The organism is Dorea sp. YH-dor226 (assembly GCF_039832105.1).
In the GTDB taxonomy this organism is placed as follows: Bacteria; Bacillota; Clostridia; order Lachnospirales; family Lachnospiraceae; genus Dorea_A.
Genome location: NZ_JBDOHS010000007.1, coordinates 58,485 through 85,128, shown reverse-complemented (window position 1 = coordinate 85,128; position 26,644 = coordinate 58,485). Strand labels below are relative to the sequence as shown.

Annotated in this window: 26 protein-coding genes; 17 read left to right on the top strand and 9 right to left on the bottom strand. The window is 44.1% G+C overall.

Annotation, left to right across the window (positions count from 1 at the left end):
• Positions 1 to 131: 131 nt before the first annotated feature.
• The gene (locus ABE547_RS07795; protein ID WP_347378249.1) at positions 132 to 1,181 is read left to right on the top strand and encodes an NAD(P)-dependent alcohol dehydrogenase; all 1,050 of its coding nucleotides are present in this window, start codon (positions 132 to 134) and stop codon (positions 1,179 to 1,181) included.
• A 44-nt stretch (positions 1,182 to 1,225) separates the two neighbouring features.
• A complete protein-coding gene (locus ABE547_RS07790; RefSeq protein ID WP_347378248.1) occupies positions 1,226 to 2,593 on the top strand; it encodes an MFS transporter in 1,368 nt (455 codons plus the stop codon).
• Here ABE547_RS07790 and ABE547_RS07785 read toward each other — a convergent pair.
• Positions 2,582 to 2,899: a hypothetical protein gene (locus tag ABE547_RS07785; RefSeq protein WP_347378247.1), complete on the bottom strand. Its 318-nt coding sequence runs from the start codon at positions 2,897 to 2,899 to the stop codon at positions 2,582 to 2,584. The two genes, ABE547_RS07790 and ABE547_RS07785, sit on opposite strands and share 12 nt — an antisense overlap.
• Before the next feature lie 153 nt (positions 2,900 to 3,052).
• Between ABE547_RS07785 and ABE547_RS07780 the strand changes: the two genes are divergently transcribed.
• The 9 genes from ABE547_RS07780 (at position 3,053) to nrdG (ending at position 11,684) form a co-directional block, all read left to right on the top strand.
• The gene (locus ABE547_RS07780; protein WP_347378246.1) at positions 3,053 to 4,579 is read left to right on the top strand and encodes a DNA methylase; all 1,527 of its coding nucleotides are present in this window, start codon (positions 3,053 to 3,055) and stop codon (positions 4,577 to 4,579) included.
• Positions 4,580 to 4,595: 16 nt separating this feature from the next.
• A complete protein-coding gene (locus ABE547_RS07775; protein ID WP_347378245.1) occupies positions 4,596 to 5,015 on the top strand; it encodes a hypothetical protein in 420 nt (139 codons plus the stop codon).
• 463 nt (positions 5,016 to 5,478) lie between these two features.
• Complete coding sequence (locus ABE547_RS07770) at positions 5,479 to 6,036, top strand: molybdenum cofactor guanylyltransferase (RefSeq protein WP_347378244.1); 558 nt, start codon at positions 5,479 to 5,481, stop codon at positions 6,034 to 6,036.
• A 29-nt stretch (positions 6,037 to 6,065) separates the two neighbouring features.
• Entirely contained in the window at positions 6,066 to 6,578 is a 513-nt protein-coding gene (gene mobB, locus ABE547_RS07765; RefSeq protein ID WP_347378243.1) for a molybdopterin-guanine dinucleotide biosynthesis protein B, read from the top strand.
• A gap of 205 nt (positions 6,579 to 6,783) precedes the next feature.
• Positions 6,784 to 8,973: an anaerobic ribonucleoside-triphosphate reductase gene (gene nrdD / locus ABE547_RS07760; protein WP_347378242.1), complete on the top strand. Its 2,190-nt coding sequence runs from the start codon at positions 6,784 to 6,786 to the stop codon at positions 8,971 to 8,973.
• Between the two features lie 292 nt (positions 8,974 to 9,265).
• Positions 9,266 to 9,487: a hypothetical protein gene (locus ABE547_RS07755; RefSeq protein WP_347378241.1), complete on the top strand. Its 222-nt coding sequence runs from the start codon at positions 9,266 to 9,268 to the stop codon at positions 9,485 to 9,487.
• Between the two features lie 9 nt (positions 9,488 to 9,496).
• A complete protein-coding gene (locus ABE547_RS07750; RefSeq protein ID WP_347378240.1) occupies positions 9,497 to 9,727 on the top strand; it encodes a hypothetical protein in 231 nt (76 codons plus the stop codon).
• A gap of 127 nt (positions 9,728 to 9,854) precedes the next feature.
• Positions 9,855 to 11,135, top strand: a complete 1,281-nt coding sequence (locus tag ABE547_RS07745; protein WP_347378239.1) for an L-serine ammonia-lyase, iron-sulfur-dependent, subunit alpha — start codon at positions 9,855 to 9,857, stop codon at positions 11,133 to 11,135.
• A 60-nt stretch (positions 11,136 to 11,195) separates the two neighbouring features.
• Positions 11,196 to 11,684 carry an anaerobic ribonucleoside-triphosphate reductase activating protein gene (gene nrdG, locus ABE547_RS07740; protein ID WP_347378238.1) on the top strand — a complete coding sequence of 163 codons (489 nt, stop codon included), beginning with the start codon at positions 11,196 to 11,198 and terminating at the stop codon, positions 11,682 to 11,684.
• 31 nt (positions 11,685 to 11,715) lie between these two features.
• On the opposite strand, the gene ABE547_RS07735 is transcribed toward nrdG, so the two are convergent.
• Entirely contained in the window at positions 11,716 to 12,057 is a 342-nt protein-coding gene (locus ABE547_RS07735) for a helix-turn-helix transcriptional regulator (RefSeq protein ID WP_347378237.1), read from the bottom strand.
• A gap of 185 nt (positions 12,058 to 12,242) precedes the next feature.
• Between ABE547_RS07735 and ABE547_RS07730 the strand changes: the two genes are divergently transcribed.
• Positions 12,243 to 12,710, top strand: coding sequence for an ATPase P (locus ABE547_RS07730; RefSeq protein WP_347378236.1), 468 nt, complete (start codon positions 12,243 to 12,245; stop codon positions 12,708 to 12,710).
• A 19-nt stretch (positions 12,711 to 12,729) separates the two neighbouring features.
• Here ABE547_RS07730 and ABE547_RS07725 read toward each other — a convergent pair whose 3' ends face one another.
• Entirely contained in the window at positions 12,730 to 13,776 is a 1,047-nt protein-coding gene (locus ABE547_RS07725) for an AraC family transcriptional regulator (protein ID WP_347378235.1), read from the bottom strand.
• A 221-nt stretch (positions 13,777 to 13,997) separates the two neighbouring features.
• Between ABE547_RS07725 and araA the strand changes: the two genes are divergently transcribed.
• The 3 genes from araA to ABE547_RS07710 all read left to right on the top strand — a co-directional run bounded on the left by araA (position 13,998) and on the right by ABE547_RS07710 (position 17,890).
• Positions 13,998 to 15,497, top strand: a complete 1,500-nt coding sequence (gene araA / locus ABE547_RS07720) for an L-arabinose isomerase (RefSeq protein ID WP_347378234.1) — start codon at positions 13,998 to 14,000, stop codon at positions 15,495 to 15,497.
• 66 nt (positions 15,498 to 15,563) lie between these two features.
• A complete protein-coding gene (locus ABE547_RS07715) occupies positions 15,564 to 16,265 on the top strand; it encodes an L-ribulose-5-phosphate 4-epimerase (protein ID WP_347378330.1) in 702 nt (233 codons plus the stop codon).
• A 32-nt stretch (positions 16,266 to 16,297) separates the two neighbouring features.
• A complete protein-coding gene (locus tag ABE547_RS07710) occupies positions 16,298 to 17,890 on the top strand; it encodes an FGGY-family carbohydrate kinase (protein ID WP_347378233.1) in 1,593 nt (530 codons plus the stop codon).
• Positions 17,891 to 18,137: 247 nt separating this feature from the next.
• On the opposite strand, the gene ABE547_RS07705 is transcribed toward ABE547_RS07710, so the two are convergent.
• Genes ABE547_RS07705 through aroF form a run of 3 tightly spaced genes read right to left on the bottom strand, consistent with a single transcriptional unit; the run spans position 18,138 to position 21,004 of the window.
• Positions 18,138 to 18,884 carry an SDR family NAD(P)-dependent oxidoreductase gene (locus ABE547_RS07705; RefSeq protein ID WP_347378232.1) on the bottom strand — a complete coding sequence of 249 codons (747 nt, stop codon included), beginning with the start codon at positions 18,882 to 18,884 and terminating at the stop codon, positions 18,138 to 18,140.
• Between the two features lie 27 nt (positions 18,885 to 18,911).
• Entirely contained in the window at positions 18,912 to 19,973 is a 1,062-nt protein-coding gene (gene aroB / locus ABE547_RS07700) for a 3-dehydroquinate synthase (RefSeq protein ID WP_347378231.1), read from the bottom strand.
• 17 nt (positions 19,974 to 19,990) lie between these two features.
• Entirely contained in the window at positions 19,991 to 21,004 is a 1,014-nt protein-coding gene (gene aroF, locus ABE547_RS07695; RefSeq protein WP_347378230.1) for a 3-deoxy-7-phosphoheptulonate synthase, read from the bottom strand.
• 200 nt (positions 21,005 to 21,204) lie between these two features.
• Between aroF and ABE547_RS07690 the strand changes: the two genes are divergently transcribed.
• Positions 21,205 to 21,831: a 4'-phosphopantetheinyl transferase superfamily protein gene (locus tag ABE547_RS07690; RefSeq protein WP_347378229.1), complete on the top strand. Its 627-nt coding sequence runs from the start codon at positions 21,205 to 21,207 to the stop codon at positions 21,829 to 21,831.
• Between the two features lie 42 nt (positions 21,832 to 21,873).
• Positions 21,874 to 23,622, top strand: a complete 1,749-nt coding sequence (locus tag ABE547_RS07685) for a glycoside hydrolase family 2 TIM barrel-domain containing protein (protein ID WP_347378228.1) — start codon at positions 21,874 to 21,876, stop codon at positions 23,620 to 23,622.
• Between the two features lie 109 nt (positions 23,623 to 23,731).
• Here ABE547_RS07685 and ABE547_RS07680 read toward each other — a convergent pair whose 3' ends face one another.
• The 3 genes from ABE547_RS07680 to ABE547_RS07670 form a co-directional block, all read right to left on the bottom strand.
• Positions 23,732 to 24,982, bottom strand: a complete 1,251-nt coding sequence (locus ABE547_RS07680) for an ammonium transporter (protein WP_347378227.1) — start codon at positions 24,980 to 24,982, stop codon at positions 23,732 to 23,734.
• A gap of 131 nt (positions 24,983 to 25,113) precedes the next feature.
• Positions 25,114 to 25,452 carry a P-II family nitrogen regulator gene (locus ABE547_RS07675; protein WP_347378226.1) on the bottom strand — a complete coding sequence of 113 codons (339 nt, stop codon included), beginning with the start codon at positions 25,450 to 25,452 and terminating at the stop codon, positions 25,114 to 25,116.
• A gap of 196 nt (positions 25,453 to 25,648) precedes the next feature.
• A complete protein-coding gene (locus tag ABE547_RS07670; protein ID WP_347378225.1) occupies positions 25,649 to 26,434 on the bottom strand; it encodes a Uma2 family endonuclease in 786 nt (261 codons plus the stop codon).
• Positions 26,435 to 26,644: the final 210 nt, after the last annotated feature.

The following is a 26,644-nucleotide window of genomic DNA, read 5'->3' as shown; positions in this document are numbered from 1 at the left end:
TATTTACAAAAAACAAGAAGTTACAATACTTTCTATTGACAAATGTAAGTCTAAAAACTATTATAAAATACATAATAAAACTATTTAATAAAGGATTTAATAAAAAAGAGCAGATACAGGAGGAAGGAAAAGTGGAAGGTAAGATGAAAGTAGCAGTTATGAATGGGATTGGAAAAATGGGATTTGAAGAGCGTGAGATTCCGAAGCCGAAAGCAGATGAAGTGCTGGTAAAACTGGAATATGTCGGTATCTGTGGTTCAGATCTGCACTATTATGAGACCGGAGCAATCGGGGATTATGTAGTAGAGCCTCCGTTTGTGCTCGGTCATGAACCGGGTGGTACGGTCGTAGAAGTGGGAGAGAATGTCAGCCATCTGAAAATCGGAGACAGAGTTGCTCTGGAACCCGGAAAGACATGCGGTCACTGCGAATTCTGCAAACAGGGAAAATACAATCTGTGTCCGGATGTTGTGTTCTTTGCAACACCGCCGGTGGATGGGGTGTTCCAGGAGTATGTAGCACATGAGGCAGATCTTTGCTTTAAGCTGCCGAAAAATGTAAGTACGCTGGAAGGTGCACTGATTGAACCACTGGCAGTCGGTTTTCATGCAGCAATCCAGGGAGATGCCCATCTGGGGCAGAAGGCTGTAGTAATGGGAGCCGGGTGTATCGGTCTGGTATCGATGATGGCTTTGAAGGCAAGAGGTGTATCGGAAGTCTATGTCGTTGATGTGATGCAGAAGCGTCTGGAGAAAGCGATGGAGCTGGGAGCTTCCGGAGTGATCAATGGAGCAAAAGAAGATGTGCTTGAGCGAGTGCGTCAGTTGACAGATGGAAAAGGCATGGATCTTGTGATTGAGACGGCCGGCACGGAGATTACGACCAGACAGGCAATTCATATGGCGAAGAAGGGCTCCAATATTGTTCTGGTCGGATACAGTAAATCTGGTGAAATGACACTTCCTATGAGTCTGGTGTTAGATAAAGAACTGACATTTAAGACGGTATTCCGTTATCGCCATATTTATCCTATGGCGATCGATGCGGTAGCATCCGGAAAAGTCAATTTAAAAGGGATCGTTACAGATATTTTCCCGTTGGATGAAGTACAGAAAGCGATGGATTACAGTGTGAATAATAAGGCGGATATTGTAAAAGCAGTGATTCAGATTGCAGAATAAAAAGATGGATTTTAAACAGTAATTACGATGGAGGCAGGGATGTCATGGAGAATAAAGATACGAATATAAAAGTACCCTTAATCAGTAAGGTTGCTTATGGTATGGGTGATGTGGGCTGTAATTTCAGCTGGATGTTTGTTGGAAACTTTTTGATGATTTTTTATACAGATGTATTTGGAATCAGTATGAGTGCGGTTGCAGCGCTGATGCTGTTCTCAAGATTCTGGGATGCCATTAATGACCCGGTGATCGGTGCATTGAGCGATAAGACACATACCAGATGGGGACGATACCGGCCCTGGCTTCTCATTGGGGCTCCTCTTACAGCTCTGGTTCTGATGCTGTCCTTCTGGGCACATCCGGAGTGGTCATCCACTGCCAAGATTGTGTATATGGCAGTTACATATTGTATTCTGGTCCTGGGATATACCTGTGTCAATATTCCTTACGGAACCTTATGTGGAGCTATGACACAGAACATAGAAGAACGTGCGAAGATCAATACATTTCGTTCTGTCAGTGCCATGATCGCAATCGGAATCATTAATATCGTTACAGTGCCTCTGATTGCGGCACTGGGAAATGGCAATGATAAAAGAGGGTATCTTCTGGTGGCGGTCATTTATGGATGTATCTTTGCAGCATGTCATATTTTCTGCTTTGCAAAAACAAAAGAGACGGTCGAGATACCGGAAAAACAGAAGATTTCTTTGAAGGTACAGCTTGCAGCAGTGATGAAGAACAGACCATATTTGATCGCTGTTGCGGGACAGTTCCTGTTTGGTGTGACACTTTATGGAAGAAATGCAGATGCTCTGTATTATTTTACCTATGTGGAAGGCAACAAAGCATTATTCAGTACGTATTCACTGTGCATCATCATTCCTTCCATTATCGGAGCAGCGTGCTTTCCTCCACTGTTTAAGCTGACGAATAACAAAGGTCGTGCAGCGTCTGTATTTGCCCTGTTGACAGGAATCAGTATGTTTATTATGTATTTCTTCAGTGTGGGAAGTTCTCCGATACCATTTTATGTGTTCTCCTGCTTGGCACAGTTTTTCTTTTCCGGATTTAATACGGCCATCTATGCGATCATTCCGGACTGTGTTGAATATGGTGAATGGAAAACCGGTCTGCGAAATGACGGATTTCAGTATGCATTTATCTCCCTGGGAAATAAAGTGGGAATGGCAATTGGAACTTCCGTACTGGCAGCAGTGCTTGGGGCATGTGGATATGCCGCTAATGTTCAGCAAAATGATACGGTCCTGGCAGTCATGAAGCACTCTTTTACGACGATTCCGGGAATCCTGTGGATGATCACAGCATTGGTGTTATTCTTCTATCGCCTGAACCGGAAGGCGTATAATAACATTGTCAAAGAAATTAAGGAGAGAAAGTCAGGGCATTAAAGCCTTCAGAGCGTGACTTTCAGTTTCTATCCGGGCCTTTAATTCAAAGATCAGGCGGCATTGCTGCCTGATGTCCAGGGTCCGTTCTTCACATTGCTTTCTAATGCGCTTCAGACGATCGGCATACAGAATGACACTGCGGTCTTCCATATCTTTTCCCTTCAGCATGGATTCTTCGAGAACAGCTTTCTGGTACATATTTTCGACGGTTTCCAGCTGTTTCAGTAATTCGGGGATCTTTTTCAGATATTCATTATATATTTCAATGCGGTGAAGTTCTTCCTGTGTATTCAGTAATAAATCCATATTTTCCTCCATATTTTTTGTTTTTTTCAGTATAGCGCAAAAGCAGGTCTGATGTACAGAGATATTCCATATATTTTCCACTTGAAAAACGAACATAAGTTCGATATAATTGAAATGAAAAACGAACATAAGTTCGAAAAAAGAAGGGGTATAATGGAAACAAACAGGGTCTATATAGCGATTGATTTGAAATCTTTTTATGCATCTGTGGAATGTGTAGAGCGTGGACGTAATCCGCTGACAACACATCTTGTAGTGGCGGATAAGAGCCGTACGGAGAAAACGATCTGCCTTGCAGTATCCCCTTCTTTGAAAACCTACGGGATTCCAGGAAGGGCAAGGCTGTTTGAAGTTGTACAGAAGGTAAGGGAGATCAATGCAAAACGAAGGTGCAGGGCTCCTGGCGGAGTGTTTCAGGGAGTGTCGGATGATGCACAGAAGCTGGAAGCATCACCGGCCCTTGAAGTGAACTATATTGTGGCTCCTCCGCAGATGGCACTTTATATGAAATACAGTGCGCGTATTTACGATATTTATCTGAAATATGTGGCGCCAGAGGATATTCATGTATATTCGATCGATGAAGTGTTTATGGATGTGACGAATTATCTGGGAACTTATCGGATGTCAGCCAGGGAGCTTGTGCAGAAGATCATACGTGATATATTGGAGTCAACGGGGATTACAGCAACGGCGGGCATCGGGACGAATCTGTATCTGAGCAAGGTTGCCATGGATATTGTGGCGAAGCGTATCGAGCCGGATCAGGATGGAGTGAGAATTGCGGAGCTGGATGAGATGTCGTACCGGGAACTTTTGTGGTCTCACAGACCGCTTACGGACTTCTGGAGAGTAGGAAAGGGGTATGCAAGAAAGCTGGAGGAACGAGGCTTGTATACGATGGGGGATGTGGCAAGATGTTCTATTGGCAGGCCATCGGAATATTATAATGAAGATCTTTTGTATCAGACATTTGGTGTGAATGCAGAACTTCTGATTGATCATGCCTGGGGATGGGAGCCCTGTACAATTGCAGATGTCAAGGCATATCAGCCGGAGAACAACAGCGTGGGATCCGGACAGGTACTGCAGCATCCCTATGATTACGGAAAAGCCAGATTGATTGTGAGGGAGATGACAGATCTCCTGGTACTGGATCTGGTCGATAAACATCTGGTGACGGATCAGATCGTGTTGACGGTTGGATACGATATTGAGAACCTGAATACTGAAAAGAAGAAAAAGGCATATCGGGGGAAGGTGAAGACTGATCATTACGGAAGAACGGTACCGAAGCATGCACATGGAACGGTGAATCTGGACAGGCAGACTTCATCTACAAGAGAGATCATGGATGCAGTTATGCATCTGTATGAAAGAATTGTTGACAGGGAACTTCTGGTGAGAAGGATATATCTTACGGCCAATCATGTGATAGATGAAGCACAGGCCGGCAGAAAAGAAACCTACGAGCAGCTGAATCTTTTTACAGATTATGAGGCACAGCGGGAAAAAAGAGCTGAAGAAGAGAAGGCGTTTGAGAAAGAAAGAAGGATGCAGGAAGCGGTGCTTCGTATAAAAAAGAGATTTGGAAAAAATGCGATTCTGAAGGGAATGAACCTGGAAGAAGGCGCTATGACGATTGAAAGAAATGGTCAGATCGGAGGCCATAAAGCATAATGATGGGAGGATGCACATGGGAGGCAGGGAAAATGATTACAGTGACATGATTCACCGGAATCATCACATATCGAAGACGCATCCTCAGATGCAGGTGTCTGTAAGGGCGGCACAATTTGCTCCGTTTCAGGCGCTGACCGGGTACGGGAATGCGATTCGTGAGGTGTCCAGACTGACGGACAGACGAGTTGAGCTGGATGAATATGAAAAAGAACGGATCAATCAGAAGCTTTTACGGTTAAAAGGACGGATTCGGGAGCATCCGGCAATTGCAGTGACTTATTTTGTGCCGGATCAGAAAAAAGACGGTGGTGTGTATGTACGTGTTACCGGAAGAGTACAGGGGATGAAAGAATATGAACATATTCTTGTGATGGAAGATGGTACCCGGATAACAATCGAGGAGATCCTGGAGATAGATATGGGCGATGCCTGAAGTGCGGCGTCTTTCTGTTATCTTTTTTTCATTCGGATCCCCTCGGTTTCGAAACAGCTGAGCCAGGGATATTCCATGTAATTTACATGGATCTGACCACATACTTCTATCCCTTCCGGCTTGTAATATACCTTTCCGAGGATGCTGTTATCGAAGATATACCCCTGTTCTGTTAATTCCTGTTGACTTTTATTAGTAAAATCTACTAATATCTCCAGACGAGGAGGGGCACATCAGCTGGATATTTCTTCAATATTGAGGACAATATCTTTAAAATTCAGACGTTTCATATAATCAATCGCTTTGTCATTTAATTCAACCATAGTCTGCATTCCCCTTTCTGGTATCTATCATGGCACAGAGAAGATGAAAAAACAAGATTTTTTGAAACAGGCTGCTTTTGTTTGTCCGGTTGACCTGCCTGACAAAAAGAGATAAAATGGGTTACAGTTTGAGGTGTATTATGGACGGATTAATATTGGCGGGCGGAAAGAGCACACGCATGGGAGGAAAGCATAAAGGGTTTCTTCAGATGGAAGCGGAGACTTTTATGGATCGATTAACAAGAGAAATGAAGCGGCGGGCAGATCGGCTGTGGATTTCGTATGGAAGGGACATCCATGCGAATTATGAGGGCTGCCGGGTGGTTGTGGATGAATATCCGGGATGTGGCCCCATTGCCGGGATTCATGCGGGACTTTGTGTCTGTGAATCGGAGCTTTTGATGGTGGCAGCGTGTGATATGCCGTTTTTAAAATCAGAATTGTATGTGCTGCTTGAAAAACATATAGCGGACCATGATGGGGCAGTGCCGGTGAGTAAAGGCAGAATACATCCGCTTGCAGCAATCTACAGAAAACGTATCCTGACGGTTCTGGAAGAGCAGCTTGAGTCCGGAAACTATCGGATGAGAGATGCACTTGCAAAAATGGATATTGTATATGTGGATGTATCCGGAAAGCCGGAGTATGAACAGATGATTCGGAATATCAATACAATAGAAGAATATCGGAAAATATGAATCCGGTGAAATCGAGAGAAGAGATGGAAATGGAAAGAAAAAAGCAGATGATTGCTGTGGTATGTGGTGTGAAAAACTCCGGAAAAACGACGCTTCTTACCGGGCTGGTAAAAAATCTTACGGACAGGGGTTTGAAAACGGCAGTGATCAAGCATGACGGTCATGATTTTGAATGTGATATAAAAGGAACGGACAGTTTCCGCATGAAAGAAGCAGGGGCATATGGAACAGCGGTGTTTTCTTCGTATCGGATTTTTATACATAAAACCGGAACCGGGGAGAAAGACGAGGAACTGATCGGAATGTTTCCGGAGGCAGATGTGATTCTGATTGAGGGAATGAAAGAAAGCGAGTACCCCAAGATTGAAGTGATCAGAAAAGAAATATCAAAAATGCCGATATCGAATCCAAAAGGACGTTTTCTGATCGTGACGGACTGGGAAAGCGAGATATATGATGAACCGGTAATGAGATTTGATCAGGTAGAGGAGATTGCAGACCGATTGTTAGATCAATTACAGAATAGAACAAAGAATTATTAGAATTGGATAAAAAATAGAATGAAAAATTGTGTTATATTACGAATATTTGAATTCGTTAAATTTCCTCTTTTATTTTTGATGATTATGGGGTATCATAGTATATGCACTAGATGTTGTGCGAAACTGGTTGGTTAGGAACAATATTTGGTGGTGTAGAACGGGGAACACCCATGGTATTGTCAGCAGATATAAGTGAGGGACAGATATGAATATTGAGGTAAAAACGAATGTAATCAAGAGAAATGGTGAGGAAGTAAACTTTGATCTGAATAAGATTATCAATGCAATTAAGGCTGCGAATGGTGAAGTTGATAAGCTTTATCAGATGAATGAATATCAGATCATGGCGGTTGCGGAGAATGTTGCACAGCAGATTCAGAGATCCACCCATGCAGTGAATGTGGAAGACATCCAGGATATGGTCGAGACCGGCATTATGGAGATGAGAGGCTACGAGGTCGCACAGAAGTATGTACGTTATCGCTATAAACGCGAGCTGACCCGTAAGTCTAATACAACGGATAATGGAATCCTTTCTCTTCTGGAGCATATGAATGAAGAAGTGAATCAGGAAAATTCCAATAAAAATCCGGTCATCAATTCTACACAGCGGGATTATATGGCAGGTGAAGTGAGCAAGGACCTTTCCAGACGTGTGCTGCTTCCGGAAGAGATTGTACGTGCACACGAAGCAGGAATCATTCACTTTCATGATTCTGATTATTTCGCACAGAAGGAGCACAACTGTGATCTGATCAATCTGGAGGATATGCTTCAGAATGGTACTGTGATCAGTGAGACTATGATTGAGAAACCGCACAGCTTTTTTACAGCATGTAATGTAACGACACAGATCGTTGCCCAGGTTGCAAGTAATCAGTATGGAGGACAGTCTTTTACACTGGCACATCTCGCGCCGTTTGTTGATATCAGCCGTCAGAAGATCCGTAGAAATGTTATCGCTGAACGTGAGGAATGCGGCGAGAATCTGGATGAGAATATTATTAACAAAGTGACAGAGCGCAGACTGAAGGATGAGATCAAGAGCGGAATCCAGACGATTCAGTATCAGCTGATCACATTGATGACCTGTAACGGACAGGCACCGTTTGTAACGATGTTTATGTATCTGGATGAAGTACCGGAAGGAAGAACCCGTGACGATCTTGCAATGATCATTGAGGAAGTTATGCTCCAGAGAATGCAGGGAGTTAAGAATGAGAAGGGGGTATGGATCACACCGGCGTTCCCGAAACTGATCTATGTTCTGGATGAAGATAATATTACAGAAGGTTCCAAGTACTGGTATCTGACAGAGCTTGCTGCAAAATGTACTGCAAAGCGTATGGTTCCGGATTACATTTCTGCAAAGATCATGAAGGAACTGAAGAAGGGTGAAGTATATCCCTGCATGGGATGTCGTTCTTTCCTGACGGTAGAAGATACGCAGATGAATCCGGACGGAGGTCATAAGTTCTACGGAAGATTCAATCAGGGAGTTGTCACGATCAATCTGGTAGATGTGGCATGTTCTTCCGAAGGAGATATGGAGAAATTCTGGGAGATTCTGGATGAACGTCTGGAGTTGTGTCATCGCGCGCTTCGCTGCAGACATGAGCGTCTGCTTGGAACGGTATCTGATGTGGCACCGATTCTGTGGCAGAATGGTGCGTTGGCAAGACTGAAAAAGGGTGAGAAGATCGATCGCCTTTTATATAATGGATATTCTACGATTTCCCTGGGCTATGCAGGACTCTATGAGATGTGTGTACGTATGCTTGGAAAATCTCATACGGATCCGGAGGCAAAGCCGTTTGCAATGCAGGTAATGCAGAGACTGAATGACAAGTGCAAAGAGTGGAGAGAAGCCGAGAACATCAGTTATTCTGTATACGGAACTCCGATGGAATCTACAACATATAAGTTTGCAAAATGTCTGCAGAAGAGATTTGGAATTATTCCAGGTGTAACGGATAAAAATTATATTACCAACAGCTATCATGTACATGTGGCAGAACAGATCGATGCATTTAAGAAGCTGAAATTTGAGGCCGACTTCCAGAAGCTGTCTCCGGGAGGAGCGATCAGCTATATTGAAGTACCGAATATGCAGAACAACATACCGGCAGTATTGTCTGTAATGCAGTATATTTATAATAATATTATGTATGCAGAGCTGAATACCAAGAGTGATTATTGCGAATGCTGCGGTTATGACGGGGAGATCCTGATTAAAGAGGATGAGTCCGGAAAGCTGATCTGGGAATGTCCGAACTGTGGTAATCAGAATCAGGACAAAATGTTCGTTGCCCGCAGAACCTGTGGATACATTGGAACACAATTCTGGAATCAGGGACGTACGCAGGAGATCAAGGAGAGAGTGCTGCATCTGTAAAGCGGAAGAATAAAGGGATATAAAAGTTTATATAGAAAGAGCTCATGCCATTGTTTATGGGATGAGCTCTTGCCGCATAAGGAAAATTTTTTATAGAAGATGTTTAGGGATTATTTCAAATAAAATATACTGGTAAATTTACAAAAATTGTGTTAATGTATATGTAAAGTATTACATTTCTAATTTCTAAGCGGAAACGCATCTTTGATATCGTCTGAAAATATCTGACAGGAAATCTCAATGCTTTCAATCTGTCATCTTTTATAATGGAATCAAAAGGCTTCCGGAGAAGATGGAGTTAAGTTTATCAGATTTATATGAAATTCCGGAGCTTGACCCCTCTCTGGAACTGAAAGCAATGTTGCTGAATATTAATCCGGGGAAGAATGAAGTTCTAAAAGAGGCGTGCCGGGCACTGAAGGATTATGCGGAATACACATGGCGGGTCCGTAAGTATGCAGAAGAAATGATGCTGGAAGAAGCCGTAGAAAAAGCAATAGAAGAATGTATATAGGAAGGAATTATGGCAGAGTTTTTGTCAGAGAACAGAGCGGAGGCGAAGTCGGTGAGTATTTACGAATATGATGAAGAAAAACATATGCGACAGACGAGAGAAGAAGGAAGAGAAGAAGGGAAAGAGTGTATCAATAGCCTGAATCGGAAACTTCTGGAACAGGATCGAATAAGAGATATTATGAAAGCAGCAATGGATGCAGAATATCAGGAGCAGCTTCTGAAAGAATTTGAGCTATAAGATAAGGTAAAAGTTGCAGTAACCCTTTCCCGTATCATGATTTCCGGTTATAATAAAAGCAGATAAGAATGAATCACAGTCAGGATGAATGAAATTCTTGTAATAACCTATGTCAAGGAGGATCAAAATGAATAAAACGGATGAAAAATATCAGGCATATGTTCAGATATTGAAAGAGGAACTGATTCCGGCAATGGGGTGCACGGAACCAATTGCGCTGGCTTATGCGGCAGCAAAGGCGAGAGAGGTATTAGGGGAAATACCGGATCGTGTGTGGATAGGTGCCAGTGGAAGTATTATTAAAAACGTAAAGAGTGTGATTGTGCCGAATACGAATCATCTGAAAGGAATTCCGGCAGCAGCTGCTGCAGGAATTGTTGCCGGGGAAGCAAAAAAGGAGCTGGAAGTAATCTCAGAGGTAAGCGAAGCAAAAAGGAATCAGATCGCAGAATTTCTGGAACAGACAGAGATTACGGTAGATTATATCGATAATGGGATCGTATTTGATATTATTATAGAAGTGTATAAGGGAGCTTCCAGTGCAAAGGTGCGGATCGCCAATTATCATACGAATATTGTGCGAATCGAGAAGAACGGGGAAATCGTTCTCGATATTCCGGTAGAAGGAGAGTCGGAAGAGGGACTGACAGACAGAAGTCTTCTGGATGTAGAGGCAATCTGGGACTTTATTAATACAGTAGATATAGATGATATCCGGGAAGTTCTGAGCAGACAGATAGAGTATAATACGGCGATTGCAGATGAAGGTCTGCGTGGGGATTACGGTGCGAATATAGGAAGTGTGCTCCTGTCTATGTACGGCGATGATGTAAGAAACCGGGCGAAAGCACGTGCGGCAGCAGGGTCTGATGCAAGAATGAACGGGTGTGAGCTTCCGGTCATTATCAATGCCGGAAGTGGCAATCAGGGAATGACCTGTTCTCTTCCGGTTCTGGAATATGCAAAAGAGTTGAATGCGGGAGAGGAAAAAACTTATCGTGCACTGGCACTTTCGAATCTGATCGCGATTCATCAGAAGACGGGAATCGGAAGACTGTCGGCATATTGTGGTGCAGTAAGTGCCGGAGCGGCGGCAGGAGCCGGAATTGCTTATCTGTGTGGAGGAGGCTATGAAGAGGTAATTCATACAGTGGTCAATGCTCTGGCAATCGTATCCGGTATGGTGTGTGATGGAGCGAAGGCATCCTGTGCAGCCAAGATTGCTGCATCGGTGGATGCGGGAATCCTGGGATATCACATGTTTCTTCAGGGGCAGCAGTTCTATGCAGGAGATGGTATCGTGACCAAAGGAGTAGAGGCAACGATACATAATATCGGGCGTCTTGGAAAAGATGGCATGAAAGAAACGAATGCAGAAATTATCCGGATGATGATTGGAGAAAATTAGTCTTTGTGACGAATGGTGACGGATCATGACAGGTTACAGAAACTGAAAAGGAGGGAGTCTATGCATTACGGAAATATAAAAGAATGTGATATTGCGGACGGACCGGGCGTGCGTGTCAGTCTGTTTGTATCCGGATGCCGGCACCACTGTAAGGGATGCTTTAATTCGGAGACATGGGATTTTCAGTATGGTAAACCATATACAAAGGAAACGGAAGAAGAGATCATCCGTCTGCTGGAACCGGGTTTTATACAGGGATTTACGCTTCTGGGAGGAGAACCTTTTGAACCGGAGAATCAGGTAGAGCTTGTAAAGCTGTTAAAACGGATCCGTGAAACGTATCCGAAGAAAGACATCTGGTGCTATAGTGGGTACCTGTATGATGTGGATATGATTCCGGGAGGAAAGGTCTATACAGAGGTAACGGAAGAGATGCTTTCTTATATAGATGTTCTGGTAGATGGCAAATTTGTAGAAGAGCTGAAGGATATAACGCTCGTGTTCCGCGGAAGCAGCAATCAGAGAATTCTTCATTTAAAAGAAAAATAGAGAATATAAAAAAGACAGATCTGGCAGGAAGTTAATCTTCCTGCCAGATTCTTAGTGTTTTAATGATTTTTTCTTTTTCGTCCACAGAAAATCTGCGGAAAATGCTGAGGAGTTCATCATTCTGCTGCTGTTCTTTTTCGCTCAGAGGAGGAAGGTCTCTTCCGGCGTCCAGAATCGTATCAACAGACACATTACAAAGCTTAGAGTAATAAAGCAGAACTCTAAGATTCAGCTTTGCGCGGTTATTCTCCACGTTGCTGACAAATGGAACAGTACATTCAAGATCTCTGGCAACCTGCTCCTGGGTGATGCCTCTCTCATTTCTTAGCTGTTTCATTTTTAATCCTACTTTTGAGAAATCAATTTCGCCCATGTCCCGACTCCTTGTATAAAACGTTGATATATATAATATAAATCATAACTATATAATATTATAAAAAAGGCCAAGAATCAATATATGAATTGGAATATACTGTGTTAATATTATATCAGATGAGAAACCATATCTTTTATGCAAAAGAAAATGTTATTGAGAATCAGAGAAAGGAGTGACAAAATATGAAAGTTGAGATCCCGGGATACGGAGAATTGAATCTGAAGTATCTGATACTGGATTATAATGGGACGATTGCGGTAGACGGCAGAATACCGGAGAGGATAAAGGAGAAACTGAGGAGACTGGCAAAGGAATTTCAGATCTGCGTTGTTACTGCGGATACGCATGGAAATGCAAAGGCTTCCTGTGAGGGACTGCCGGTAAATGTCTGTACATTTCCCTCGGAGGATGCAGCTGGTTCCAAAAAGAGGATTGTGGATGAATTGGAAAATGAAACGTGTGTCTGTGTAGGAAACGGAAGAAATGATATTCTGATGTTCCGCTCGGCGGCTCTTTCGATTGCAGTGATGGACGCAGAAGGCATGTATGGAAAGCTTGCCATGGAAGCCGATATCTGTGTGCGGTCCATGGAGGAGGGGCTGGATCTGCTCCTGCATGAAAAGAGGCTGATTGCTACGCTGCGTGGGTAGCAGAAACGAAGAGCCGCGGCTAATGTCCCTGTTTCCGGTATTTGGAAGGGGTCATACCGTATTTTTCCTGAAAGATTTTATAAAAATATCCTTTATTATGGTAGCCGACAATATCAGAAATTTCATCGATGCTTTTGGCAGATTCGGTCAGAAGCTGTGCGGCTTTCTCAAGTCGGATGTTCTGAACGTACGCGGAATAGGTAAGTCCGGTCTTACTTTTGATCAGTCGGTTGAAGTAATCTTCCTGATAATGAAACGTATTCGTGAGATCCCGGATGGTTACGTCGGTAAAATTACGCTGAATGTACTCCGCAACTTCTTCAAAGACAATCCAGTTCATGGTCTTTCGCTGTTCTCTGGAAAGGGAGAATTCATACCGGGTGCTCAGAATCCGGAAGATGCGCAGCAGCAGCCCCTTGCAGATATAGTGTGATCCAACACGATTGTGATACAGTTCTTTCAGCAGCAGATACAGGCAGTCTTCCAGTTCATCTGCATCATCGGCAGATGGATGGAAATGCAGGTACTGCTGCACATCTTTCTGCTTCAGCAAGGCGGCCTGGAGGAAGGAAATGATTTTCTGAGTCGTTACATTCTCGTTCATGACTTCTGTGAACATCTGATTGTCAATCCCAAGAAACAAAATCGTTGCAGGCAGATCCAGCAGGTAGTCCTGATGAAGACAGTTTTTGTCGATCAGACAGAGATCACCTCTGGAAAATACGATGTCTTTTCCCAGGATCCGCTGGCGGAATTCGCCCTCTGCAACGTAGGCCAGTTCGATATAATCGTGAGTGTGAAGCTGTGTCTTCTCACCGGAAGAAAAAGACAGCTGATAGCAGAAAGGAGCAGGTGAAGGACACATGGAGGCGTGCAGAACCTTTGAGGAATCAATGCTCCAGCACAGAGCAAAGATACGCTCCTGTGAAAGCAGCGGGTAGGTTTTCACCTCCTGCACCGATCTGGAGTATTCCGGGCAGACAAGGCGGGATCCGAGTTTATGATCCGGTGGCAGCAGATTGCAGTCATCCGTGGTGATCCGGCGGCATAATTCAGATAAAGTCAAGATCGCATCCCCCTTTCGTTAAGACTCTTCGGTGAGTCCTTGTATAGCTTGATTATAACATATTTATGAGCAGTGAAAACGGGTTACAGGTCGGAATAGGTAACTTTTTTGCAAAAGCGGCAGAGTTATGAAATTGCAGGAGGGAGAAGCATTTTCTTATAATGAAAAAAAGTAACACGCACGTATTGTTGTATTCAGGAAAATGTAAAGGAGAGACGAATATGTTAAAAGCAAAGAATTATCAGTTCTGGTTTTGTACAGGATCACAGGATTTATATGGGGACGAGTGTCTGGCACATGTAGCAGAACATTCAAAGATTATCGTGGAAGCGCTGAATGCATCAGGGAATCTTCCGTATGAAGTGGTATGGAAACCGACTCTGATCACGAATGAACTGATCAGGAAAACGTTTAATGAGGCAAATATGGATGAGAACTGTGCGGGTGTGATCACATGGATGCATACATTTTCCCCTGCGAAGTCCTGGATCTTAGGACTGCAGGAATACAGAAAGCCACTGCTTCATCTGCATACACAGTTTAATCGCGAGATTCCGTACGATACCATTGATATGGATTTCATGAATGAGAACCAGGCGGCACACGGGGACAGAGAGTATGGTCATATCTTCAGCCGTCTCAGTATGGAGCGCAAGGTGGTTATGGGATACTGGGAAGATGAAGATGTGCAGAAGAAGATTGGCTCCTGGATGCGTACCGCGGTTGGGGTGATCGAAAGCAGTCATGTGCGCGTTATGCGTATTGCAGACAATATGAGAAATGTAGCGGTAACCGAAGGTGATAAAGTAGAGGCTCAGATCATATTTGGATGGGAAGTGGATGCATATCCGGTCAATGAGATCGTAGAAGCAGTAAATGCCGTATCTCAGGCTGATATTGACACTCTGGTGGAAGAATATTATGATAAATATGAGATTCTTCCGGAAGGCAGAGATGAGAAAGAATTCCGTGAACATGTTGCCGTTCAGGCGGGGATTGAGATCGGATTTGAGAGATTCCTGGAGGAAAAGAACTATCAGGCAATCGTAACACATTTTGGTGATCTTGGCGGACTCAGGCAGCTTCCGGGACTTGCAATCCAGAGGCTGATGGAAAAGGGATATGGATTCGGAGCAGAAGGAGACTGGAAGACTGCTGCAATGGTACGTGTGATGAAGATCATGACACAGGGCATGAAAGATGCGAAAGGAACATCCTTTATGGAAGATTATACTTATAATCTGGTGCCGGGTAAGGAAGGAATCCTGCAGGCGCATATGCTGGAAGTATGCCCAACGATCGCAGACGGTAAGATCAGCATCAAGGCACAGCCGCTCAGCATGGGTAATAGAGAAGACCCTGCAAGACTTGTATTTACATCCAAGACAGGGCCTGCAGTTGCGACCTCTCTGATCGACCTTGGTGACAGATTCCGGCTGATCATCAATGATGTGGATTGTAAGAAGACAGAAAAACCGATGCCGAAGCTTCCGGTAGCGACTGCATTCTGGACACCGCAGCCGAATCTCAGAACAGGCGCAGAGGCATGGATTCTGGCAGGCGGAGCACATCATACGGCATTCTCTTATGACCTGACTTCCGAACAGATGGGAGACTGGGCTGCAGCGATGGGAATTGAAGCAGTTTACATTGATAAAGATACGACGATCAGACAGTTTAAGAATGAGCTTCTTTGGAACAGCATAGCATTTCGCAGGTAGTCAGAAGTATAGAGAAACAGAAACGGTATCACAGAAGATTTTAGTGTGAAGAAAGAGGTAGAGAAGATGCTTGAAAAATTAAAACAGGAAGTATATGAAGCCAATATGCTTCTTCCAAAGTATGGTCTGGTAACGTTTACCTGGGGCAATGTAAGCGGGATCGATCGGGAATCAGGATTATTTGTCATTAAACCAAGTGGAGTGGAATATGACAGACTGAAACCGGAAGATATGGTCGTTATGGATCTGAATGGAAATAAAGTAGAAGGTGAATATAATCCGTCATCTGACACGGCAACTCACGTGGTGCTTTATAACCGATTTCCAAATGTCGGTGGCATCGTCCATACACATTCTTCATGGGCTACCAGCTGGGCGCAGGCAGGAAGAGGTATTCCGTGTTATGGTACGACGCATGCGGATTATCTGTATGGAGAGGTTCCGTGTGTGAGAAATCTTACAAAAGAAGAGATTGAGGAAGCATATGAGAAGAATACAGGTATTCTGATCGCAGATGATTTTGAGCAGAAGGGGTTGGACTATATTGCCACACCGGCAGTGCTCTGCAAAAACCATGGCCCGTTTACCTGGGGAAAAGATGCACATGAGGCTGTTCATAATGCAGTTGTACTGGAAGAGGTTGCGAAGATGGCGGCGCGCTGCGAGATGATCAATCCGCAGAATCAGCCGGCACCACAGGAACTGCAGGATAAGCACTATTACAGAAAGCATGGTGAGAATGCTTATTACGGTCAGCCGGGCAAATAATTCATATCGAAGACAACAGGAGGAAAACAGATATGAGCAATGTAAAAGAAGTGATTGAGAGTGGAAAAGCGTTTTTGGGAATTGAACTGGGATCTACCAGAATCAAGTCCGTACTGATTGATGAAAATCATAATCCGATTGCATCCGGAAGTCACAGCTGGGAGAATCGGTTTGAAAACGGAATCTGGACATATACACTGGATGACATCTGGGCAGGAGTAAAGGACAGCTACCGGGATCTTGCAAAGAATGTGCAGGAGGAATATGGAGTTACCATTAAAAAGCTTGGAGCAATCGGTTTCAGTGCCATGATGCACGGATATATGGCATTTGACAGGGAGGAAAATCTTCTTGCGCCATTTGCTACATGGAGAAACAGCAATACGGGAGCGGCAGCAGAGGTGCTGATCGACCTGTTCCAGTATAATATTCCACTGAGATGGAGCATTGCGCATCTGTATCAGGCAATTCTGGATGAGGCAGAGCATGTAAAGGATATTGCATACATGACGACTCTTGCCGGATATATTCACTGGCAGATGACAGGAGAAAAGGTTCTGGGAGTCGGAGATGCGTCAGGCATGTTCCCGATTGATATGGCCACAAAGGATTATGATGAAGAGATGGTTCAGAAGTTTGATAATCTGGTGGCTGATAAAAACTATCCATGGAAGTTAAGAGATATCCTGCCGCAGGTAAAACTTGCCGGAGAACCGGCAGGAGTACTGACAGAAAAAGGAGCCCGCATGCTGGATGAATCCGGTAATCTGGAAGCGGGTATTCCGGTCTGTGCACCGGAAGGAGATGCAGGAACAGGAATGGTGGCTACCAACAGCGTTGCCAAACGTACCAGTAATATTTCCGCGGGAACTTCATTCTTCTCCATGGTAGTGCTGGAGAAGCCTCTGAAAAAGCTGCATACGGAGATTGATATGGTTACGACTCCGGACGGAAGTCTGGTTGCAATGGTTCATTCGAACAACGGAACAACGGATCTGAATGCCTGGGTAGGACTGTTTAAAGAATTTGCAGACAGTATTGGTGCAGATGTGGATATGGACAAGATGTATGCAACGCTTTACAATAAGGCGCTGGAAGGCGATGTTGACTGCGGAGGAATCCTTTCTTACGGCAACTATGCAGGAGAGCCGATTACGGGTGTGGAAAAAGGAAGACCGATGGTGGTGAGAACACCGGAAACAAAGTTCAATCTGGCAAACTTTATGCGTTCTCATCTGTATACTTCTCTGGGTGTCATCAAAGTGGGTATGGATATTCTTACAAAAGAAGAAGGCGTTGAGATTGATACCGTTCTGGGACACGGCGGACTTTTCAAGACCAGAGGTGTAGGTCAGAAAGTTCTGGCAGATGCGATCAACACGCCGGTTGTTGTCATGGAGACGGCTGGAGAAGGCGGACCGTGGGGAATGGCAATCCTGGCTGCATATATGGTACAAAAAGAAAATGGTGAAGCACTGGGCGATTATCTGAACCAGAAAGTCTTTGGCGCAGATGCCGGCTCAAGAATTGATCCGGATCCGGAAGGTGTAGCAGGGTACGAAGTATTTATGGAAAGATACAAAAAAGGCCTGGATGTAGAGCGCAGAGCCTGCGAAGATCTGTAAAAACAGACAGATATTTTTGCATTAAAAAGGACTGCATTGTTTGGGAGGAGTGCAGCCCTGAGGAAAAAGTTATGAAAAAGATTTAATTTGTTCTTTCGAACAATTATAAGTATAAAGAATAATTGTGATGAAAGCGTGATAAAAATACGAACGATTTGTTAACAAATATTGAACGAGTGATTTCGCGCGTTAATGCGATAAAAAAGGGACGGGGAATTTTTAAAAATTCCCCGTCCCTTTTTTATCACTATACAGTGGTAAAGAGATCGATACACTGACCGGTCATGACATCCGGTGCATCGGCTAACAGATATACAATACCTTTTGCAACATCTGCGGAACTTCCCATCTTCGCTCCGTCCTGGCCGACAGAGTGATTGTAAACGCGTTGCCCCGGAGTGTCTACCATACCCGGTGCTATGGCATTTACCTGAATGCCGTATTCCTGGGTCTGGATCGCTGCAGTCTTGGTCATGGTCACGATGGCCCCCTTAGCTACAGAGTAAGCACCCATCTGGGAAGCGATCCGGCCCATTCGGGAGGATACGCTGACTACTCGCCCGCTTTTCTGAGCGATCATGGTAGGAAGGATGGTTTTAAAGCACAGGAAGGGGATCTTTATGTTGGTCTTAATGATCTGATCCCACTGCTCTTCGGTCCAGTCCCAGAGCTTGATCGCCTGATGTTTAATATTTTTATAGATTTCTTTCGGATATCCACCGGCATTATTTACGAGAATGTCGATTCTTCCGTATTTTTCAAGGACGGTATCTGCCATGGCCTTTACCTCTTCTTCTATGGTGAGGTCGTGAGACAGAGAGATGGCATTTCCGCCGTTTTCTTTTATCATGTTTACCGTTTGATCCAGATCAGACTGTGTTCTTGCGACGGCAACAACGGTTGCACCCTCAGCAGCGATGGCAAGTGCCGCATCCCTGCCGATGCCCTTTCCGGCGCCGGTTACGATTGCGATTTTTCCTTCTAATTTTTTCATAATAGATTGCTCCTCCAAATTGTGTTGTTATACCATACGTGTGTTGTCTGCAAAGAACTGGATGGAGGCAGGCTTGATGTAGCTGTCGCCGATCTCGTGCAGCAGTACAATGTTCAGGTGATTGTTGAGATTTTTTTTATCCAGAGAGATTGCTTCTGTCAGGGTTCCGAGTGGAAGCCCACATTCATGAGGGAGTTCGTAGCGTTCCAGAACATCGAGGATCTTCCCGGAGGTTCCGGAAGCAGTGAGACCTTGTTCCTCTGCAAGACGTGTAATCTGATACATTCCGATAGACACAGCCTCGCCGTGGCTTTCTCTCTGATATTGAAATTGTTGTTCAATGGTGTGGGCGAGTGTATGTCCGAAATTCAGCAGCATACGTTCGCCGGTATCAAACTGATCGTGTTCGACTACAATACGTTTGATGTCTACGCAGCGGCAGATGATGGATGGCAGTTCTTCTTTGAGATCTTCAAAGGAACTGTGAGAAGCCAGTGTCCGGAATAATTCGGCATCCCAGATACATCCATATTTGATGACTTCGCCCATGCCGTCATGAATAAAACGCTCATTTAAACTATTCAGAACAAGCGGGTCGATCAGAACCAGGGAAGGCTGGTAAAAAGCTCCGACCAGATTCTTGCCCTGCGGAAGGTCTACGGCAACTTTGCCGCCGACAGAGGAATCGACCTGTGCGAGCAGAGACGTCGGAATCTGTACAAGCTTTACGCCGCGCAGATAAGTGGCTGCCGCAAATCCTGTCAGATCGCCGATTACACCGCCACCCAGTGCAATGATCAGATCGCTTCTGGACAGTTTCGCGTCCAGGAGTGCTTTGTACACGGTCGGAAGGGTCTGAAAGTCTTTGGTCGATTCTCCATGAGGAAGAATCAGATGATGACATTCGTAGGTTCCTGACAGGTTAGAAACCAACTGTTCTCCGTACAGAGGAAAGACATGATCGTCGGAGACGATCATGATCCTCTTTCCGGAAAATATTTGTGTAATATAGGAAACTGCGCGATCCAGGATATGATTTTCAATATATATAGGATAACTGTCTTTTCCGAGATTGACTGTAAGTTTCATAAGTTATGGCCCGCTCTCTATAAGGATTTCCCGACTACCGTTGCAATCTGGGATATTTTCTTTACCAACTCACTGTATTTTTCCGGCTTCAGAGACTGTGCTCCGTCGCAGAGTGCACATTCCGGATTGTTATGAACTTCAACCATAAGTCCATCTGCACCTGCAGCGACAGCTGCCATAGCCATGGAATCTACCAGCCACCACTTTCCGCCTGCATGGCTTGGATCTACAATGACAGGAAGGTGTGTAAGTCTCTTTAATACCGGAATGCTCTGAAGATCCAGTGTGTTTCGGGTATAAGATTCAAAGGTTCGGATACCGCGTTCACAGAGGATGACGTTTTCATTACCGGAAGCCATGATGTATTCGGCTGACATGATCCACTCTTCATAAGTAGCATTTAATCCTCGTTTTAAGAGAATCGGGCGGTCTAACTGTCCTAACTGTTTTAACAGATCGAAGTTCTGCATATTACGTGCTCCAATCTGAATCAGGTCTACTTTTTCATTGAAGATATCCAGATAGTCCGGAGACATCAGCTCTGTAACGATTGGAAGCCCAACCTCTTTTCTGACTTCGCATAAGATATCAAGGCCGTCAAGACCAAGTCCCTGGAAAGAGTAAGGACTGGTTCTTGGCTTGAAAGCACCGCCTCTTAACAGGTTGGCGCCGGCTGCTTTGGCTGCTTTTGCAATCTCCATTACCTGATCCAGAGTTTCTACAGAACATGGACCTGCGATCATTGCGAGATTACCGCCGCCGATCTTTACTCCGGATACATCAACGATGGAATCTTCGGGATGAAAAGCACGGTTGGCAAGTTTATAAGGTTCCTGAACATGCATAACCTTAACTACGGAATGATCGACTTCGAATAACTTTGGGTCGATCTTGGATGTGTCTCCGATACAGCCGATAATGGTCATTTCCTGACCTTCTACAACATGGGTATCAAGTCCGCGTCTTTTGATCATATTTTCGACACGAGAGACATCTTCGTGGGTAGTGCGTGGTTTCAATACGATAATCATAACTGGTAATCCTCCTTGGAAATATGTATAATAATAGTAGATTTCATTTAAAATGGTAATGAAACTGCGGCATATTCGCACTGTAGAACTTTAACGTGCGAAACTAATGTAATACTAACGCAATAAAAAATAGATGTCAACACTTTTTATGAAAAATTTGAGAAAGGTTATTGTAATGAAATAAACCGGAGGTCATATATATGGTAAGAACCTGGATTACAGATATAACCCCCTTATTAATAGAAGAAACGTATCAGAAATATTATGAAAATGTTCCGCTTTGGCGTCAGGAAAAAGCAAAACGCTTCCGGATGGCACAGGACAGGGCAAGAAGTATAGGTGCCTGGACATTGTGGGAATATGTGAAGGAGACAGAAGGACTGGGGGAGACATGTGTATTTAATCTTTCGCACTCGGGAAACTATGCATTGTGTTCCTTCAGTGATGAACCGGGGCAGATGGTCGGATGCGATGTGGAAATGATCGGAGATATGAAGCTTTCGGTTGCCAGACGGTTTTTCTGTGAGGAAGAGTATCGTCATATTGTGGAAATACCGGACTCGGAAAAACAAAAAGAGATGTTCTATCGTTACTGGGTATTAAAAGAAAGCTTTATGAAAGCGACGAGAAAAGGCATGGCATTGGATACACGTACGTATGCGTTTTGCTGGGATGAGCAGGGGATCCCGAAGCTTTTGAAAAAACCCCGTGAATATCCGGAAAAATATTATTGCAGAGAATATGCAGATGCGGGGAATCGGGCAAGAATTGCAGTATGTTCGACGGATGCAGACATAGATCCCGGGATCCATGTTCTGGTGCTGTAATTTCCGGAACGTATTCTGGATAAGAAGGAAGAGGTGGATGGTATGAAGCAGCTGGAGACGATGTGGACCTCACAGATAGATCCAAAGCATGTGTGGGAAGAATATCCAAGACCGCTGATGAAGCGGGACAGTTATGTCAATCTGAATGGATTATGGGAATATGTGATTACGGATACCAAAAAAATTCCTGAAAAATATGACGGTACGATCCTGGTGCCATTTTCTCCGGAATCCTTTCTATCCGGAGTGGAAAGACAGTTAAAGCCGCAGGAGTATCTGTGGTATCGAAGGACACTGCCGAAGACTGTAGAAAAGACAGAAGGGAAGAGATGGCTGCTGCATTTTGGCGCGGTGGATCAGTATGCGGCAGTCTATCTGAACGGAAAATTTCTTGCCGGACATCTGGGAGGATATCTTCCGTTTTCAGTGGATATTACAGAAAAGATGACGGGACAGATGGACGAATTGATCGTGATGGTGAGAGATTATTCGGATACCTGTTTTTACAGCAGAGGGAAACAGAAGCTGAAAAAGGGTGGGATGTTCTATACGGCGCAGAGCGGGATCTGGCAGACTGTCTGGATGGAACAGGTGCCGGAGCATTATATCTGTAATCTGGAAAATACTCCTCTGTACGATGAAGGTAAGCTCAGGATCCATGTAACATCCTCTTATCCGGAGAAAAAGGAACCTGTCGAAGCAGTAATCTACACAGAAGAGATGCAGCCGATTCGGACAGCCGGATATACAGGAACCGATCTGGAGATTGCGATTCCTGATATGCACAGCTGGAGTCCGGAAGATCCTTATCTGTATCAGATAGAGGTCTGTATGGGAGAGGATCGGGTTGAGAGTTATGCAGCGATGCGGCACATCAGTGTGGAAGAGGATGAAAATGGAATTCCAAGAATGTGTCTGAATCATCGACCATACTTTCAAAAAGGAGTACTGGATCAGGGATACTGGCCGGATGGTTTGTATACACCGCCCTGTGATGAGGCGATGATCTATGATATCCGGAAGATGAAAGAGCTGGGATTTAATATGCTGAGAAAGCATGTAAAGATTGAGCCGCAAAGATGGTATTATCATTGTGACCGTCTGGGAATGCTGGTGTGGCAGGATATGGTAAATGGAGGTCAGAGCTATCGCCACTGGTATGTGACCTATCTGGCGACTGCAATGGAATTCTTCCATATAAAAAGAAAAGATTCAACACTAAGGCTTCTTGGAAGACGGGAAGAAGAAAGCAGAATCCAGTTTCTGGAAGAAATGAAACAGACGATCCGTCATCTGTATAATCATCCGTCAATCGTAACCTGGGTTCTGTTCAATGAAGGATGGGGACAGTTTTATGCACAGGAGGTTACGCGGGAAGCAGAAAGAGAAGATCATACCAGACTGATCGACCAGGCAAGCGGCTGGTTTGATCAGGGTGGAGGGGATATCCACAGTATTCATGATTATTTTTTCCCATTGAAAATCGTGCCGGAGAAGAGAGTAGCGGCACTTACGGAATTTGGCGGATATTCACTTGGTCTTCCGGGACATCGGATGTATGAAAAGATATATGGTTATCGGACATTCGGAACCATAGAAGAGTTGACAGAAGGATATCGGAAGCTGATAGAGCAGGAGATTCTTCCGAACGTGAAAAATGGTCTGTCAGCTACCGTATACACACAGCTTTCGGATGTTGAAGAAGAGGTGAATGGAATCCTTACATATGATCGCCGGATATTGAAGATGAAGGAAGAAGTGGTCGTACAATTGAATAATCGGCTATTATAAAAGAAAGAGAGACTGCTGCACAATATAGATTAATATCTTTATTATGCGTCAGTCTCCTTTTCACTTTAAGAGGAAATATATCGATAAATGGGTTGCGTTATTATCAAAATTATATACGGAAGTTGAAATCTGCATATGCGCTGGAGCCATGTTCGTGAACGTCCAGGCCATCGATTTCTTCTTCTTTGGTAACACGAAGTCCGATTGTTTTGTTGATCACTGTAAATACAATGAATGCCATTACGAATACAAAAGCTGCAGTTGCGGCAACACCAAGTATCTGGGTTCCCAGGTTACATCCATCACCAAAGACACCGGTAAGAATGGTACCGAACGCACCACATACACCATGTACACTGATCGCACCGACCGGATCATCGATTTTGATCTTCTGGTCAATAATTTCAACAGAGAAGACAACGATTGCACCTGCGAGAGCACCGATGATGATGGCTTCCCACTCATTTACAACGTCACATCCGGCTGTAATTGCAACCAGACCTGCAAGAGAACCATTAAATGTCATAGATACATCCGGTTTGCCATAGCGTACCCATGTGACGATCATTGCAACCAGTGTTGCGGCTGCGGCTGCGAGGTTGGTTGTCATGGCGATATGGCCAAGGCTTGTAGTTGCGGCTGTGGTAGAACCACAGTTGAATCCGAACCAGCAGAACCATAAGATAAATACACCGAGAGCCGCAATTGGAAGATTGTGTCCCGGAATTGCTTTGGCTTTTCCGTCTTTTCCGTATTTTCCGATACGAGGTCCGAGGATCTTAGCACCAACCAGTGCGCAGATACCACCGACCATATGTACTGCAGTAGAACCGGCAAAATCGTGGAATCCCAACTCAGATAAGAAACCGCCGCCCCAGATCCAGTGTCCGGATACCGGATAGATGAAGATACTGATGGCAGCACTGTATGCCAGATAAGCTGCGAATTTTGTTCTTTCAGCCATAGAACCGGATACAATTGTTGCCGCTGTCGCACAGAAAACGGTATGGAAGATCATAAATACTCCGATTGGAAGGCCGTTGATCATTCCGTCTGCATCTGCGAGAGATGTAGGGTTAAAGAATCCTTTGATACCGATGATACCGTGAAAATCTGTTCCGTGCATGAGTGCGAATCCAAATACAAAGAAGAATAAACTTCCGAGTACAAAGTCCATCATATTTTTCATCAGGATATTTCCGGTGTTCTTTGCTCTGGTAAAACCGGCTTCGCACATTGCAAAACCAGCCTGCATGAAATATACCAGAATGGCACCGATCATTGTCCACATAATATTCATAAGCAGTCCGGCCGCTTCTGTCACGTCCATTCCACTTTCAATCAAAGCTGCTAAATCCATAAAAGTACCTCCTTAGATATCAATAAAAAGAGGAGATAATCCTGGCTTTGTTGCCTGCGTGATTATCTCCTTTGATGGGTGTTCTATATAAATTGTAGTGTGCATCAGTGATCTGCCGTACAGATGTTGTCTTATAAAGCATCTGTTCCCCGTTCTCCGGTACGGATACGAACGGCATCTTCTACCTCGTATACAAAGATCTTTCCGTCACCATACGTGCCGGTTCGGATTTCCGATACGATTTTGTCAATCAGATCCGTGGCAATTCCGGAATCAACGACGGTTTCCACTTTTACCTTTGGCAGAAGATTTACATTGTATTCTGCACCGCGATAAACTTTTTTGTGACCTTTCTGGTTGCCGTATCCCATTATATTACTTATCATAAGGCCGTTTACATGGTTTTCATCCAGTATGGACTTTAAATCTTCGAGCTTTTCCGGCTGGATGACTATTTCCAGTTTTTTCATAGCATTACCTCCCTTTGTTCCTTAGATAAAAATCAAAAAAAGGCGCTTCCCACATATAGGAAAACGCCTTTGTTTTTGATGGGTTTCATTATACACGACAAAATTGATTTGTAAATAGTAAATTTTTAAAAAGGTATTATTTTATAGAAAATGTACAGTAAAACAGAAAGTTTTGAGAAAATTTTGGCAAAAATAATTATGGCTCAAATTCTGTAAAGTCGATTGCCAGATCTTCATAAATACCGATGGGCACACTGTCACAAAATCCGTAGGTTTTCATGTCAAAATCTTCTTCGGCGTCTTTGAACCGATATACAGACACTCGCTCCTGCGCGGGGTCGATGATCCAGTATTCGTGTACTCCTGCTGTCCAGTATTTGTTCAGTTTTACAAGATAATCTCTTTTTCTGCTGGAAGATGAAACTACTTCCGCAACGAAATCAGGGGCACCGTTGACCCTCTTTTCCTCGATTCTTTTCTGATCACAGACAATGATCAGATCAGGTTCCAGCATAGTCTTATTGTCGTTGTCAAGACGGACATCTATCGGTGACAGAAGGACCTTGCAGGGGCCTTTTTTTTCACGGATGTAAGAATAGATCTGGAAAAAGAGTTCACCTATGATGGCCTGATGCCGGATAGTGGGCGGATCCTGAAAAATGAGATAACCGTCTATCAGCTCTGCATGTATACGATCAGGAAGGGCATAGTAGTCGTCCAGTGTGTAATGACCGTTTTTCGGACTGACTGTATAAGCAGGGATAGATTCACACAATCTGTCGGCATGAGAGTCCGGGTGATACTGCAGAGAATCCAGACCCAGGGCAGAGATCAGTGCGTCCATCGTGTCCAGCTGCGGATAGCGGGTTGCGCCGCTGAAGATCTTATTGATCGTTCCGAGAGAGACGCCGGATATCTCTGCCAACTGTCTGTTTGTAAGACCGAGTTCCTTTTTTCTGGCTTTTAATATATCGATATTCATGCGGGACCTCCTTGTGCCGGGATAATTGTTATATGTTTCATCTTTCAATCTGTGATTATTCTATGAAGAAAAATGGTTTATCCTTATATTGATTATTATATAAAAATATAGAAAAGTCAACCATAAAATATTATAAAAATATAAAATTACCAAAATATATAAAATACGTTGAAAAGAGGAAAACATTTGATATAATGAGAAAAGAGAATA

Coding starts and splice junctions, on each gene's coding strand:
- ABE547_RS07685 (WP_347378228.1), top strand. CDS start 21,874: ATGAAGCAGCTGGAGACGATGTGGACCTCACAGATAGATCCAAAGCAT.
- ABE547_RS07715 (WP_347378330.1), top strand. CDS start 15,564: ATGCTTGAAAAATTAAAACAGGAAGTATATGAAGCCAATATGCTTCTT.
- ABE547_RS07675 (WP_347378226.1), bottom strand. CDS start 25,452: ATGAAAAAACTGGAAATAGTCATCCAGCCGGAAAAGCTCGAAGATTTA.
- ABE547_RS07735 (WP_347378237.1), bottom strand. CDS start 12,057: ATGGGCGAAATTGATTTCTCAAAAGTAGGATTAAAAATGAAACAGCTA.
- ABE547_RS07670 (WP_347378225.1), bottom strand. CDS start 26,434: ATGAATATCGATATATTAAAAGCCAGAAAAAAGGAACTCGGTCTTACA.
- ABE547_RS07785 (WP_347378247.1), bottom strand. CDS start 2,899: ATGGATTTATTACTGAATACACAGGAAGAACTTCACCGCATTGAAATA.
- ABE547_RS07705 (WP_347378232.1), bottom strand. CDS start 18,884: ATGAAAAAATTAGAAGGAAAAATCGCAATCGTAACCGGCGCCGGAAAG.
- ABE547_RS07775 (WP_347378245.1), top strand. CDS start 4,596: ATGGGAGGCAGGGAAAATGATTACAGTGACATGATTCACCGGAATCAT.
- nrdD (WP_347378242.1), top strand. CDS start 6,784: ATGAATATTGAGGTAAAAACGAATGTAATCAAGAGAAATGGTGAGGAA.
- ABE547_RS07745 (WP_347378239.1), top strand. CDS start 9,855: ATGAATAAAACGGATGAAAAATATCAGGCATATGTTCAGATATTGAAA.
- ABE547_RS07780 (WP_347378246.1), top strand. CDS start 3,053: ATGGAAACAAACAGGGTCTATATAGCGATTGATTTGAAATCTTTTTAT.
- ABE547_RS07730 (WP_347378236.1), top strand. CDS start 12,243: ATGAAAGTTGAGATCCCGGGATACGGAGAATTGAATCTGAAGTATCTG.
- nrdG (WP_347378238.1), top strand. CDS start 11,196: ATGCATTACGGAAATATAAAAGAATGTGATATTGCGGACGGACCGGGC.
- ABE547_RS07680 (WP_347378227.1), bottom strand. CDS start 24,982: ATGGATTTAGCAGCTTTGATTGAAAGTGGAATGGACGTGACAGAAGCG.
- ABE547_RS07790 (WP_347378248.1), top strand. CDS start 1,226: ATGGAGAATAAAGATACGAATATAAAAGTACCCTTAATCAGTAAGGTT.
- ABE547_RS07770 (WP_347378244.1), top strand. CDS start 5,479: ATGGACGGATTAATATTGGCGGGCGGAAAGAGCACACGCATGGGAGGA.
- aroF (WP_347378230.1), bottom strand. CDS start 21,004: ATGATTATCGTATTGAAACCACGCACTACCCACGAAGATGTCTCTCGT.
- araA (WP_347378234.1), top strand. CDS start 13,998: ATGTTAAAAGCAAAGAATTATCAGTTCTGGTTTTGTACAGGATCACAG.
- ABE547_RS07755 (WP_347378241.1), top strand. CDS start 9,266: ATGGAGTTAAGTTTATCAGATTTATATGAAATTCCGGAGCTTGACCCC.
- ABE547_RS07750 (WP_347378240.1), top strand. CDS start 9,497: ATGGCAGAGTTTTTGTCAGAGAACAGAGCGGAGGCGAAGTCGGTGAGT.
- aroB (WP_347378231.1), bottom strand. CDS start 19,973: ATGAAACTTACAGTCAATCTCGGAAAAGACAGTTATCCTATATATATT.
- mobB (WP_347378243.1), top strand. CDS start 6,066: ATGGAAAGAAAAAAGCAGATGATTGCTGTGGTATGTGGTGTGAAAAAC.
- ABE547_RS07710 (WP_347378233.1), top strand. CDS start 16,298: ATGAGCAATGTAAAAGAAGTGATTGAGAGTGGAAAAGCGTTTTTGGGA.
- ABE547_RS07690 (WP_347378229.1), top strand. CDS start 21,205: ATGGTAAGAACCTGGATTACAGATATAACCCCCTTATTAATAGAAGAA.